The organism is Magnetospira thiophila (assembly GCF_054657015.1).
The window spans coordinates 907501-920147 of the sequence record NZ_BAAHXF010000001.1; the positions used below are offsets into that span (position 1 = coordinate 907501).

Sequence of the window (12647 nt, forward strand, 5' to 3'; positions counted from 1 at the left end):
AAATCCTTTACCCAGTTCCCCGATATTCCGGTCCCGACCCGGTCGGACATGGATGTGGAGCGCACCTTGGTGTTTGGCAGTGATGGCGGCTGGTTCGGACGGCTGGTGATGACTTCCCGCCACGGCGTTTCGGCGGCCTTCGATTTCTACAAACAGGAAATGCCCGGCTTTGGCTGGGAAGCGGTGACCATGGTGCGCTCGGCGCAGAGCGTTTTGACTTATTCCCGAGAGGGACGGATCGCCACCATTCAGATTAGCGACGCCACCCTCACCGGCTCGGATATCAGCATCACCGTATCGCCGCGCCAATCCTCCGCCAAACCCGCGCCCCTGGTGACCGATCGTCCCTGAATCCCGTCATCAGGGCGATTCGTGCCGTCGAATCCAGGCCGCTTCGTCCTCTCCGTCGAGCACCGCAACCACCGCCCCGTGCAGTTCCACATGGGCGGTCGGATCGGCTTGATGAATCGTCCGCGCCGCCGCCTGAGCCAGCGCCTGACGCAGGATATTCGCCCGCGCCACCCGTTCCAGATCGGCCGGGATGGGGGCCGCATGGTCCCGGGTTTCGGTGGAGACCTCACAGGCCCGCAAGTCGAGGCTGGTATAACCCCGGCAGGCCAGGGGGCGCACCGGATAGATGGTACAGACCTGTTGCGCCGGGTCCAGAAACAGGCAGGGAATTTGCGCTTCCCAGCGGCGACCGGGGTCCATCTCGCCGACCTGTGCGGCCCGCGTACGCAATGTTTCGATAAACGTTGGATCGGCTTTCCCAAACCGTTGCAGATGGCGCGCAATGGCGAAAGCCTCCGGGGCCTCAATCCCCACATGGGCACAGCAACAACTGCCGCACCCGGCGTGACAGGCCAGGTGATCCGTGGGCAGGTTGGCCACGTTGGCCTCGTACAAACCCTGCGCCTCCTCGGCCGCCAGAGCCAGACGGTGCCGCTTCGGGGCGGCCCGCATGCGCTTGCGTATCCGGTTGACCAGCCATGTCGTCGGATCGCTCATCGCCGCCACCGCTCACAAATGTTTCAGAGATCCTCCACCTGATAGGCCGACATGGCGAGACCCATGTCGATGCCGATCAGGCGGGTCAAGACCAGGGTCAGATCCCGACAGTGGGCGGATTTCTTCGCGTGGCTGCGATATAGGGCCTCGATCATGCGGTTGAGAAAGAATATGTAGCCGCTGACATACCATTCGGGTTCGAGACCGATCTGGCTGTGCACTTCGCCGACCCGCCGAACGCTTTCTTCGTAATCGGGGGAAAATTCGAAACTGAACAGCTTTCGCCAATGGTTTTTCTGCGCCGCCTGGAGTCGGGGAATGTTCATCTGATCGAATTCCCGAGATTCGGTGAAATGCTCCAGCCGGGCGTAAAAATCTTCCAAGATGGTGTCGATTTCCGGCTCGATGGCGGCCCAGAGATCGGCGATATCCGCCGGATCAATTTTACGCAGCCCGGTGAACAGCAACTGTTCTTTCAGCGCCTTGGTGATATCGTTTCTGCCGAAGATTTTTTTCATGGTAGATCCCCCTCTAGGTACACCTGATCCGGCGTGATCTTGATTTTTTGATTTGCCGTTCATGGTACCCTTATGCGTCTCTGATAGAAAGCCCTCCCACCACAGCAAAAGGCCCGACCGAATGGCCGGGCCTGTGAGGCTGCAAGATCAACCTAAATTGGAGCGGGCGATGAGATTCGAACTCACGACTTCAACCTTGGCAAGGTTGCGCTCTACCCCTGAGCTACGCCCGCAGGACGCCTCGCGCTAACGAGGAGGCGCATATTACCCAAAGCGGACGGCAATTCAAGCCCCAAATGGCATCCCTTGACCTTTCCGGCCAAATGGCAAAAAAAGAACCCGCGTCATGGGGTTGCAGGCGGCGGCGCAACCGTCCATCTTTGCATCAACCTGGATACCTATGCCAAAGGAACGACCATGAACCCGCTGCTCAATGAAGACGGAAGCCCCACCCTGGGGGCCGCGACCCCTGGCGATCTGATCAAGGACTCCGACATCAAGGGCTTTACCGCCGACGTACTGGATGCCTCCATGTCGGTGCCGGTGATCGTCGATTTCTGGGCGCCCTGGTGCCAGCCCTGCAAGACGCTCGGCCCGACGCTGGAAAAGCTGGTGCGCGAAATGGCCGGTGCGGTGCGCATGGTCAAGATCAATGTTGATGAGAATCAGCAACTGGCGGCCCAGCTTCGCGTGCAGTCGGTGCCGACGGTTTACGCCTTCAAGGACGGCCAGCCGGTGGATGCCTTTCAGGGGGCCTTGCCGGAAAGCCAGCTGCGAACCTTTATCGACCGACTGACCGGCGGCGCTCAATCCCCCCTCGAAGCGGCCCTGGCCCAGGCCCAGGAACTGCTCGACGGCGGCGACCCACAGAACGCCGGTGCCCTGTTCAATCAGGTTCTGCACAGCGAGCCGGAACATGCGGTCGCCCTGGCCGGGATCGCACGTTGTCTGATTGCCAGCGGAGACACCGAGGCCGCCGAAAGATTTCTCGACGGCCTGTCCGACAAACTGAAGATGAAAAGCGAGATTCAGGCCGCCCGCTCGGCTCTCGATCTGGCCGGTGCGGCGCGCGGCGATCGGGCGGCATTGGAAGCCCGTCTGACCGGCAACCCCGATGACCACGAGGCGCGCTTCGACTTGGCCAACAGTCTGTATGCCGTCGGCGACAGCAACGGGGCTTTGGAACAGCTGCTGGAACTGGTGCGCCGCGACCGGACCTGGAACGACGAGGCCGGACGCAAACAGTTGATCAAGCTGTTCGAGACCCTTGGTCATACCCATCCGGCCACCGTCGCCGCCCGCAAGCGGCTTTCCACCTTGTTGTTTTCCTGAGCGGAGAGGGCCGATGGGCGATTCGCCGTTTCAAGTCAATTTCAATGACCTGCCCCGGGTGCTGCCGCTGTTTCCCCTGAGCGGTGTCCTATTGCTGCCGCGCGGCGAGTTGCCGCTCAATATTTTCGAGCCGCGTTACCTGTCCATGGTGTTCGACAGCCTGGGCCAGGACCGGCTGATCGGGATGCTGCAACCGGCCCGACCGGCAAGCGACCCCATCGCCGACGACGCGCGTCTGCTGCCGGTCGGCTGCGTCGGGCGGATCACCGCCTATCAGGAAACCACCGACCGGCGGCTGCTGATCACCCTGACCGGCGTCTGTCGCTTCCGCCTCGGGCAGGAAGTGGAATCCACAGGGGGCTATCGCCGGGCGGTGGTCGATTATACGTCGTTCCGCGCCGACATGATCGACGACGGTCGCCCACAGATCGTGGATCGTAATCACCTGTTGCTGGCCCTCAAAACCTATGGCGCGGCGCGGGCCATGCATGTGGAATGGGAGACCCTGGACGGGGTTGACGACGAGGTGCTGGTGCACCAACTGGCCATGGGACTGCCCTTTGCTCCCAACGACAAGCAGGCCCTGCTGGAAGCCGCCGATCTGACCGAGCGCGGACGGATTCTCACCGGATTGCTGGACATGGCCGCCTTGCAGAGCGACAACGATACGGAACAGGCGAGCACCCGCCATTGAAACCGGGGCACGACACCCCAAATGAGGAGGCAGACATGGCCGAACGCACCGTCGATCCGAAACTCCTGGAAATCTTGGTCTGTCCCTTGACCAAGGAAACCTTGAGATACGACGCCGAACGGCAGGAATTGATCAGCGAGGGAGCCCGCCTGGCTTACCCCATTCGGGACGGCATACCGATCATGCTGCCCGATGAAGCCCGCGCGCTCGACGAAAAGGAATGAACATGAGCCATAATTTTACTTCCGCCCACGTGCCCACCGAGATCCGCGTCAAGCGGGAGGAAAAAGTCCTCGAAGTGGATTTCGACAACGGCAAGACCTTCAGACTGCCGGCGGAACTGCTGCGCGTCGAGAGCCCCTCGGCGGAGGTGCAAGGCCACAGCCCGGAGGAAAAGAAACTCGTCGCCGGGCGCAAACATGTGGGCATCATGAACGTGACGCCGATCGGCAATTATGCCATCTCCATCAAGTTTGACGACCTGCACGACACCGGGATCTACTCCTGGGATACCCTGTACGACTTCGGCATGCGCCAGGACGAGATCTGGACCGGCTATCTCCAGGCTTTGGAAGCGGCGGGACTCAGCCGCGAGCCCTGATCGAACGCAGGGGTCCACACCATATGTTTCCGGCGAGTGGATAAAGTATGTCTATCCGCTTGTTATAACTTTTGAATAGTGTATTATTGAGGGTCAGTATCAGTCCAGCTTGATAAAAAAATCATTGTACATGGCGGGAGACGGATATGACTCTGAAGAGCAGAATCTTTCTCCCCTTCATGGTTGGATTGTTGCTGATGCTCGCCACGCATCTGGCGGGGCTCTATATCTTCGAGAAGCAGGAAACCGCCCTGCATGTGGAAACAGTTCAGCGGTTGGCCGACGATATGCTATCCAGCGACCTGGAGAAACGGGCTGCCGCCCTGCACGGGATGCTCTTTCTTCTGGCGCAGCGGGACGACCTGATGGAAATCTGGGCACGGGGCGACCGGGAGCGGCTCCGGGAAATGGCGGCACCCTTATTTGAGGAGTTGCGCCAGCAAAGCGGGGTCGCTCATTTTTATTTTCATGACGCCGACAGACGGGTCTTCCTGCGAATGCACAAACCGGACCAGTGGGGCGACCTGATCGACCGGCACTCCCTGGTCGAAGCTGCGCGCACCGACCAACCTTTCCACGGCATCGAATTCGGCCCCATCGGCGGCTTCATGCTGCGGGCCGTGCATCCCGTCCAGTGGGGCGGGCAACGCCTGGGTTTCCTGGAACTGGGCGTGCCGGGCGAGGTCCTGGTTAAAGAACTGGCGGAAACCCTGGGTGCGGAAATCCTGCTCGCCGTCGACACCGCCCATGTCCCCGGCCTTGCGAGCGGTGACACCGGCGGGCAGCGGATCATTCTGAGCACCCTGCCCCGCCTTCCGGCTTTTGTCACTGACAGACTGGCCGAACAGGGGATCACCGGTGACCTGCCGGTGGATCAGAAAATCGACCAGGCCTTGGCGCCTGATTTCAATCTGGCGACAGCCCCGCTGTACGATCATGACAAACATCCCATCGGCAGCGTGACCGCCCTGTTCGACCGCAGCCCCGAACGCAATCTGGGAATCAGGGTGCTGGGCGGATCGCTGCTGGCCTCGGTGGCGGTGCTGATCCTGTTGGGCCTATTCTACTTTCGCCATGTGTCGCGGGTGGAACATGACATCGAGTCCACGTCCCGCGACCTCAACGAATATCACCGAATGCTCGATACCTATGTGATTTCCTCGACCACCGACCTGGATGGCAAAATCACCTGGGTCAGCAAGGCCTTTTGCGATGTGACCGGCTTCGCGGAACCAGAACTGTTGGGGATGAACCACAACATCGTGCGCCACCCCGACACGCCCGCCGCGTTGTTTCAGGAGATGTGGCAGACCCTGCGCTCGGGCGAGGACTGGACGGGGGAGATTCTCAATCGGACTAAAAATGGCACGGATCTCTGGCTGAAATCCCACATCTCGCCCATGAAGAACGCGCGGGGGGATCTGGTCGGCTACAAATCGGTGCGCCAGAACATCTCGGAGCGCAAACTGGTCGAGACCATGGCCCTCACCGACCAGTTGACCGGCCTGTACAATCGGCGCCACTTCGACAATCAATTGGAATTATTCATCCGCACGGCCCGTCGGCACCGGACGCCGTTGATTCTGGCGATGCTCGATGTGGATCATTTCAAGCTGTTCAACGACCGCTTCGGACACCAGGAGGGAGACCGGGCGTTGCGAACGGTGGCCGACATTCTGCGCACCAACCTGCGCCGCCCGGACGATCAGGTCTTTCGCACCGGCGGCGAGGAATTCTGCATCATTCTGGCCAACATGACGGTCAAATCGGCGCGCGAGCAGTTGGAGCATATCCGCATCGCCGTCCATGCGGCCCGGATTGCGCATCCAGACAATCCGGCCGACGGTCGGCTGACCGTCTCCATTGGATTCGTCGCCGAATGTCCAGACAGCACCATGGCCGCCCCGGAACGTCTGTACAGGGAAGCCGACCGCGCCCTGTACCGGGCCAAGGCGCTGGGACGCAACCGCCTGGAGGGACCGGACAAGGACTGCGCGCCGGTGACCCCCGTTTGATCATATTTCTGTCCTATTTCCTGTTGCCCTCCCTCTTCAAAGGAGTAGTGTGCCGCACAGGGGAATGATCCTTTTGCACTACTCGAATCAGGAGGGACATCGTGCCAAACAAGAAGCACCGGTCTGGCCCACGCGCGGCCGCCATCGTCGGACCTTACACCAGCGGCAAGACCACCTTGCTGGAAGCCCTGTTGGCCAGCGCCGGGATCATCCATCGGCGCGGCCGGGTCACCGAGGGCAGCACGGTGGGGGATACCACGCCGGAATCCCGTGACCGGCAAATGAGCACCGAACTCAACATCGCCTCCGGGGAATACCTGGACGAATCCTGGACCTTCATCGACTGTCCGGGCAACGTGGAACTATCCCAGGACGCCCTCAACGCCCTGATGGTGGTCGATGCCGCCGTCGTGGTCTGCGAACCCGGTCAGGACAAGGCATTGGCCATGGGCCCGCTGCTCAAGTTCCTCGACGATCATTCGATCCCCCATTTCGTGTTCATCAACAAGATGGACAATGCCTCGGTCGGCGTGCAGGCCACCCTGGAGGCTCTGCAAGCGGTTTCGGCGCGGCCCCTGGTGCTGCGCGAATTGCCGATCCGCGACGGCGATCAGATCACCGGTTTCGTCGATCTGGTCAGCGAGCGGGCCTACGAATACCGCGACGGCAAGCCGTCCAAGCTGTCTTCCATGCCCGACAGTCTGAAGGACCGGGAGCATGAGGAGCGCGAGCATATGCTCGAAGCCCTGGCCGATTTCGACGACAGGCTGATGGAAGAGCTGCTTGAGGAAGTCGTGCCCCAGGCCGACGAGGTCTACGACACGATGGCCAAGGACGTGCAGCAGGATCTGGTGGTGCCGGTATTTTTCGGTTCGGCCCTGCAAAGCAACGGCATCACCCGGCTGCTCAAGGCCCTGCGCCATGAAGTACCCGACGTCGCCAGCACCGCCGAGCGGCTTGGTTTCGAGGCCGAGGGCGAACCGCTGGCCCAGGTCTTCAAGACCCTGCACGCGGCCCATACGGGCAAGCTGTCCATTGCCCGCGTCTGGCGCGGACCGGTAGGCGACGGCATGAGCCTCGGCGCGCACAAGGTCTCGGGCCTGTTCGGATTCGCCGCCGGCAAGACCACCAAGCTTTCCCAGGCGGAAGCCGGAGACGTGGTCGGGCTGGGCCGCATGGATGACGTGGCGACCGGCGCGGTGCTTTCCGCATCGGGAGAGGCGGAAGCCCTGGAATGGCCGGCCCCGCTGACGCCGCTGTTTTCGCTGGCTATCAGCACCGAGAGACGCGAAGACGAAGTGAAGCTTTCCGGGGCCCTGGCCAAACTGGCCGAGGAAGATCCCTCGCTCAGTTTCGGTCATGATCCAGACACCCATGAATTCCTGCTTTGGGGTCAGGGCGGCGTGCATTTGCAGGTGGCCGTGGCCCGCCTGCGCCATCGGTTCAACATCACCGCGCTGACCGACCGCCCGCAGGTGGCCTATCGCGAATCCATCCGCAAGGGCGTGACCAAACATGCCCGCCACAAAAAACAATCCGGCGGTCACGGCGAATTCGGCGATGTGCATGTGGAGATCAAGCCGTTGCCCCGGGGCTCCGGCATCCAGTTCCGCGACACCATTACCGGCGGCGCGGTGCCCAAGCAATACATCCCCGCCGTGGAAGCCGGGGTGCGGGACCATTGCGCCTCCGCCGGGCCGCTCGGCTTTCCCATCGTCGATGTGGAAGTGGTGCTCACCGACGGCCAGTTCCATACGGTCGACAGTTCCGAAATGGCCTTCCGCAAGGCGGCGCAATTGGCCATGCGCGAAGGCATGCCCGAATGCGATCCGGTGCTGCTGGAGCCCATTTGCATGGTCGAGATTGCCGTGCCCAACGACTTCACCTCGCGGGTGCAGCGTCTGGTCAGCGGGCGTCGGGGTCAGATTCTCGGCTATCAGGCCAAGGCCGACTGGACCGGCTGGGACGAGGTGCAGGCCTATCTCCCGCAGGCGGAAATGCACGACATGATCGTCGAGTTGCGCTCCATGACCCTGGGGGTCGGCACCTTCTCCTGGCGCTTCGACCACTTGCAGGAACTCATGGGGCGGGTGGCCGATCAGGTCGTTGCCGCCCAGGCCAAGGCGGACTGAGATCAATGACAAGCTGAGATCGCTATAGTATAATATTTCTCTTTGGTGCCATCCGTTTGGCATTTCATTGGAGAATGGCGACGAAACAGGGACAAGCCAGATATCCGGGTGTGCACAGTCGGCCCGATGGTGTTGAGAAACTGCTGCTCCCTTTCCTGATTTTGTTGGGATTCAGCGTTGCGGTGGTCTTGAGTCTGGCGGGTTGGCGGCTGTTTGAGTCGCAACGTCAGGCCGAGGGGGATGCGTTGCATCACGTCGGCCACCTTTCGGTTACCCTGGAAGGGGCGGTAGATCATCTTTATTCCCTGAACAGCCTGATCGTACGGCAAATTCTGGCCCGCCTGGGTCCCGTGCGCTGGGATGATCCGCTGTTTCATGCCCACGCCCAAAGCACCCTGGCCGATATGGCCGACGATACGTCGCCTTTTTCCAGCATCGCCCTGAGCGATTCCCTGGGCAACATTCATCTGGTCCATGGAAATCCCGAGGATTGGCCGGACTCCCTGGCCGGGATGGATATTTTCCAGGCCCAGCGGGACAATCCGGAATGTGGTGTGATCTACGCCCGCCCGCCCCATCTGGAAGCACCACTGTTTGTTTCCCAATGCATACGTGATGACCAGGGACGCTTCTCAGGAGTCGTGGCCCTGCGAACCGCGCCCCTTTTTTATGATCATATCGAACGGCTGCTTGACCTGACGTCGCTTGGCCAGTTCGGCCTGTCCTATGTGGACGGCACGGAAATTTTGCGGCGGCCGTTGAGTTCAGCCCCGCTGCCCCTCGACCTTCTCAGCCGGGGGGATTCCAGACCCTTTCGGGAGGATGGCGTAGGCACTTTCTACGCCATCCGCGCCCTTTCAGGCTTCCCCCTGGTGGCCTGGGTGGCGCTTGACGAGCAGACGGCTCTCGTCCATTTCCATCAACAGGCTAGGCAACTGGCCTTTGTGATTTCGGCCCTCATGGTGGTTGTCGCCCTGGTCACTTTGAAATTGCGCGCCCAGGTCACACGGGTTGCCCAGGCACAGAATGATCTGGCCGAGAACCGCGCCTGGCTTGATGAAATTCTCAATTGCGTCGCCGATGGCATTTTCGGCTCCGATGCCCGGGGTCGGACGGTTTTCATCAATCAGGCGGCCTGTCGCATGATTGGCTGGACCCCGGATGAGATTTTGGGCACCGAAATTCATTCCAAAATTCACCATACATCGGAGGACGGCACCCCCCTCCCCCCGGAGAAATGCCCCACCCATCAGGTCCTTCGTAGCGGAAAAACCATCACTTCCGACAAGGCTGTTTTCTGGCACCGGAGTGGGCGGCTGTTTCCGGTGGAGATGGTTTGCGCACCTCTGCTTCATGACGGAGAACCCGTGGGTTCCGTCACCGTGTTCCGCGACGTCACCGAACGCCAACGCCAGCAACGCGAGATGGAGATCAAGACCCGCTCGCTGGAGCGCTCCAACGCCGACCTGCAACAGTTCGCCTATGTGGTCTCCCATGATCTTCAGGAGCCTCTGCGCATGGTCAGCAGCTATATGGAGCTGGTCCGTCAGCGTTATGAGCCGCTGTTGGACGTGGAAGGGCGTGAATTCGTCGGCTACGCGGTGGAAGGGGCACAGCGCATGGTCGGTCTGGTCCGCGGACTGCTCGACTACTCGCGGGTCGGTACCCAGGGACAGAACTTGGTGCCGGTGGATATCGGCGACGTGCTGACTCGGGCGCTGGCCAATCTATCGCTGCTGATCCGCGAATCCGAAGCCCGGATCGACGTGGGCGAACTGCCCCAGGTTCTGGGCGATGCCAACCAACTGGTCAGCCTGTTCCAGAACCTGTTGACCAATGCCATCCGCTATCGGGACCCGGAGCGCACGCCCCATATCCACGTCTCCGCCCGGCAGGAGGCGGGATTCTGGAGATTCAGTCTGCGCGACAACGGCATCGGCATCGAAATCGAACACCGGGAACGCATTTTCAAGATTTTCCAGCGCCTGCACGGTCACGACGGCCCGCCCGGGCTGGGCGTCGGGCTGGCTATCTGCAAACGCATCCTCGAACGTCACGACGGGGCGATCTGGGTCGAGTCCGAGCCCGGCAAGGGCAGTGACTTCCAGTTCACCCTGCGCGCTATTTCCCCTGGAGCGCGGTAATCCTGGCCTCCGCCTCCGCCGCCTTGGCAGTCTCGCCGAGCACCCGATAGGCATTGGCCAGTCGCTGCCAGCCGCCGATATCATCGGGATTTTCCGCCAGCTTCTGGGCCAACCGGGCGACCATGGAGCGGATCATCTCCATGCGCTCCTCGGGCGTCATGTCGGCGGCGTCGCGCATCTGTTCCTGGGTCGGCCCGGGGGCCGCCGGGGTCGCTGCCGTTTGTTCGGCTTCGCGGGCCTTGACCAGTTCGAGAATGCCCGGCGACGGGGTGACGATGCCGGGGTCCACCCCCGCGTCGGCGGCAGCGTCGGCGATGCTTTTCTCGACAAGGGGCATCCAACTGGCGTCCGGCGGGCCGAGCACCTTCATATCGACAAAGCCCTGCAAGGCGCCCTTCATGTCCCCCATCTGTGCCCGCATATTCGCTAGATAGAAGCGCGGCTTGGGATGGTAGGGGCTGGCCTCCAAACCCTTCTGAAACAGCATTGAGGCCTGCATGCCGACCTGACCATCATCGACCATCACCAGGGCCTCGGCCAGATCAATGCCGGTCTCGATTTTATCCAGGCCCTCCAACCGCTCATAGGCCTCACGGTAGGCGTCGGCGGCCTCCTGATAGCGCTCCTCGGACAAATAGGACCGCCCGAGCAGCAGCCAGCCGCCCGGATCGTCCGGGTTGGCCTTGAGGCGCTCCGCCAGCTTGGCCAGCATGGTCGCCATGTCGCCCGCCGGACCCTGTTCCCGATGGCCGACCCGCGCCTGATCGGCGGCGCTCTGGGCCTGCGGCGTGCCCCGTTCGGACGCCGGGAAGTCGCGCAGGTTGGGCGATCCCATATCGAAATACAGCAGCACGGCAGCCAGCGGCACGAACCCGCCGATGAGAATGGCCACCGGTCCGATGCTTCCGGTTTTCAGGCCCCCGGCGTCGCTGGCGGTGGCGGCGGAATCGGCGACCTCAAGCATTCGCCGCTGAATCTCGGTGCGCACCGCCGCCGCCTGATCGGCGGACAGCAGCCCCCGCTCCTGATCACGATCGACCTCGGTCAACTGATCCTTGAACACGTTCAGGTCATAGTCGGCCCGCTGCATGGGAACGGCCCGCTGACGCAACAACGGCAGCAACAAAAAACCCAGCGTGACGGCCAGAAGAACCGCCACGACAATCCATAGTCCAGTCACTTGTCGGTGTCCTCCAGAAGCGCCCGCAGGCGTTGTTGTTCGGTCTCGCTGAGTCCGGCTGTAGTGCCGCCTTCGATGGGCCCGCCCGTCGCCGCGTCCCCTTTCCGGCGATAGAACGACCACACGGCCAGCACACCCAGAATCATGAACAGAAACGGCCCGCCCCACAGCAACAGGGTTTGCAATTTCATCGGCGGATTGAGCAGTACGTAATCGCCGTAGCGCGAGACCACATAGTCGATCACCTGCTTGTTGCTGTCCCCGGCATCGACCCGCTCACGGACCAGCACCCGCAGATCCCCGGCCAATTCGGCGTTGGAATCCTCAATGGATTCATTTTGACATACCAGACAACGCAATCCTTTGCCGATATCACGGGCCCGTTGTTCCAGTTTCGGGTCCTTCAGCATTTCGGAAGGGTCCACCGCCAGCGCCGGGGAGGCCACGAAAACCCAGCCCAACAGGGCCAAGAGCAGCAAACGACTCATTGTTTCTTCAACTCCTCGATCATCGGCTTGAGGGTGTCCCGCCACACCACCGCATCAATGGGACCGATCTGCTTGTAGCGGATGATGCCCTTTTTATCGACGATGAAACTCTCCGGTGCCCCCGTCACCCCGAAGGCAATGGACGCCTTGGAGTCCGGGTCGTCGCCGACCAGCGTATAGGGATTGCCATGGCGGGCCAGCCAGGCCGGACCGGAGGTCCGATCCTTTTCGCGCCAGTCGATGCCATAAATGGGCAAGCCGCTGGTCGCCTGAATGCGCACCAGATAGCGATGCTCAGCCTGACAGGCGATGCACCAGGACCCGAAAATATTGACCAGCGACACCTGTCCCAGCAGGTCCTTGGAGGAAAATCCCCGCGTTTGGCCTTCCAACGGTGGCAGGTCAAAAACCGGCACTTCTTGATTAAGCAGTACCGATTCAATGCGCTTGGGGTCCTTGCCCAATTGCGACATGAAAAGCCAGGCCAGGGCCAGGACGACAACAAGCGGCACCGAATAGATCCAACGGTTCATGA

General features: G+C 61.6%; 13 protein-coding genes and 1 tRNA gene (1 of these 14 running past the window's edge). 8 read left to right on the forward strand and 6 right to left on the reverse strand.

Going from position 1 to position 12647, the window contains the following annotated elements:
- On the forward strand, nt 1-351 hold the 3' portion of the coding sequence (locus ACYQ1P_RS04440) for a hypothetical protein (RefSeq protein ID WP_460019139.1). Its footprint begins 147 nt before the window's first position; only the last 351 of its 498 coding nucleotides appear in the window; the start codon falls outside the window, past its left edge; it ends in the stop codon at nt 349-351.
- Nucleotides 352-360: 9 nt separating this feature from the next.
- Here ACYQ1P_RS04440 and ACYQ1P_RS04445 read toward each other — a convergent pair whose 3' ends face one another.
- The 3 genes from ACYQ1P_RS04445 to ACYQ1P_RS04455 form a co-directional block, all read right to left on the reverse strand.
- Nucleotides 361-1008, reverse strand: a complete 648-nt coding sequence (locus tag ACYQ1P_RS04445) for a YkgJ family cysteine cluster protein (protein ID WP_460019140.1) — start codon at nt 1006-1008, stop codon at nt 361-363.
- 23 nt (nt 1009-1031) lie between these two features.
- The gene (locus ACYQ1P_RS04450) at nt 1032-1526 is read right to left on the reverse strand and encodes a protoglobin domain-containing protein (protein WP_460019141.1); all 495 of its coding nucleotides are present in this window, start codon (nt 1524-1526) and stop codon (nt 1032-1034) included.
- Between the two features lie 158 nt (nt 1527-1684).
- Nucleotides 1685-1759: transfer RNA gene (locus tag ACYQ1P_RS04455), tRNA-Gly, on the reverse strand.
- 184 nt (nt 1760-1943) lie between these two features.
- Here ACYQ1P_RS04455 and trxA point away from each other — a divergent pair.
- The 7 genes from trxA to ACYQ1P_RS04490 all read left to right on the forward strand — a co-directional run bounded on the left by trxA (nt 1944) and on the right by ACYQ1P_RS04490 (nt 10444).
- Entirely contained in the window at nt 1944-2858 is a 915-nt protein-coding gene (gene trxA / locus ACYQ1P_RS04460) for a thioredoxin (RefSeq protein ID WP_460019142.1), read from the forward strand.
- A 13-nt stretch (nt 2859-2871) separates the two neighbouring features.
- Complete coding sequence (locus ACYQ1P_RS04465; RefSeq protein ID WP_460019143.1) at nt 2872-3552, forward strand: LON peptidase substrate-binding domain-containing protein; 681 nt, start codon at nt 2872-2874, stop codon at nt 3550-3552.
- Between the two features lie 35 nt (nt 3553-3587).
- Entirely contained in the window at nt 3588-3776 is a 189-nt protein-coding gene (locus ACYQ1P_RS04470) for a Trm112 family protein (RefSeq protein ID WP_460019144.1), read from the forward strand.
- A gap of 2 nt (nt 3777-3778) precedes the next feature.
- The gene (locus ACYQ1P_RS04475) at nt 3779-4153 is read left to right on the forward strand and encodes a gamma-butyrobetaine hydroxylase family protein (protein ID WP_460019145.1); all 375 of its coding nucleotides are present in this window, start codon (nt 3779-3781) and stop codon (nt 4151-4153) included.
- Between the two features lie 146 nt (nt 4154-4299).
- Nucleotides 4300-6168 carry a diguanylate cyclase gene (locus ACYQ1P_RS04480; protein ID WP_460019146.1) on the forward strand — a complete coding sequence of 623 codons (1869 nt, stop codon included), beginning with the start codon at nt 4300-4302 and terminating at the stop codon, nt 6166-6168.
- A 101-nt stretch (nt 6169-6269) separates the two neighbouring features.
- On the forward strand, nt 6270-8300 hold the full coding sequence (locus ACYQ1P_RS04485; RefSeq protein ID WP_460019147.1) for an elongation factor G: 2031 nt from the start codon (nt 6270-6272) through the stop codon (nt 8298-8300).
- Between the two features lie 74 nt (nt 8301-8374).
- Nucleotides 8375-10444: an ATP-binding protein gene (locus ACYQ1P_RS04490; protein ID WP_460019148.1), complete on the forward strand. Its 2070-nt coding sequence runs from the start codon at nt 8375-8377 to the stop codon at nt 10442-10444.
- Here ACYQ1P_RS04490 and ccmI read toward each other — a convergent pair.
- Genes ccmI through ACYQ1P_RS04505 form a run of 3 tightly spaced genes read right to left on the reverse strand, consistent with a single transcriptional unit; the run spans nt 10422 to nt 12645 of the window.
- Nucleotides 10422-11624, reverse strand: a complete 1203-nt coding sequence (gene ccmI, locus ACYQ1P_RS04495; protein WP_460019149.1) for a c-type cytochrome biogenesis protein CcmI — start codon at nt 11622-11624, stop codon at nt 10422-10424. The genes ACYQ1P_RS04490 and ccmI overlap by 23 nt on opposite strands.
- Complete coding sequence (locus tag ACYQ1P_RS04500; protein WP_460019150.1) at nt 11621-12112, reverse strand: cytochrome c-type biogenesis protein; 492 nt, start codon at nt 12110-12112, stop codon at nt 11621-11623. Before ACYQ1P_RS04500 ends, ccmI begins: the two co-directional genes overlap by 4 nt.
- Nucleotides 12109-12645: a DsbE family thiol:disulfide interchange protein gene (locus ACYQ1P_RS04505; RefSeq protein ID WP_460019151.1), complete on the reverse strand. Its 537-nt coding sequence runs from the start codon at nt 12643-12645 to the stop codon at nt 12109-12111. The genes ACYQ1P_RS04500 and ACYQ1P_RS04505 overlap by 4 nt, the downstream gene beginning before the upstream one ends.
- Nucleotides 12646-12647 lie beyond the last annotated feature (2 nt).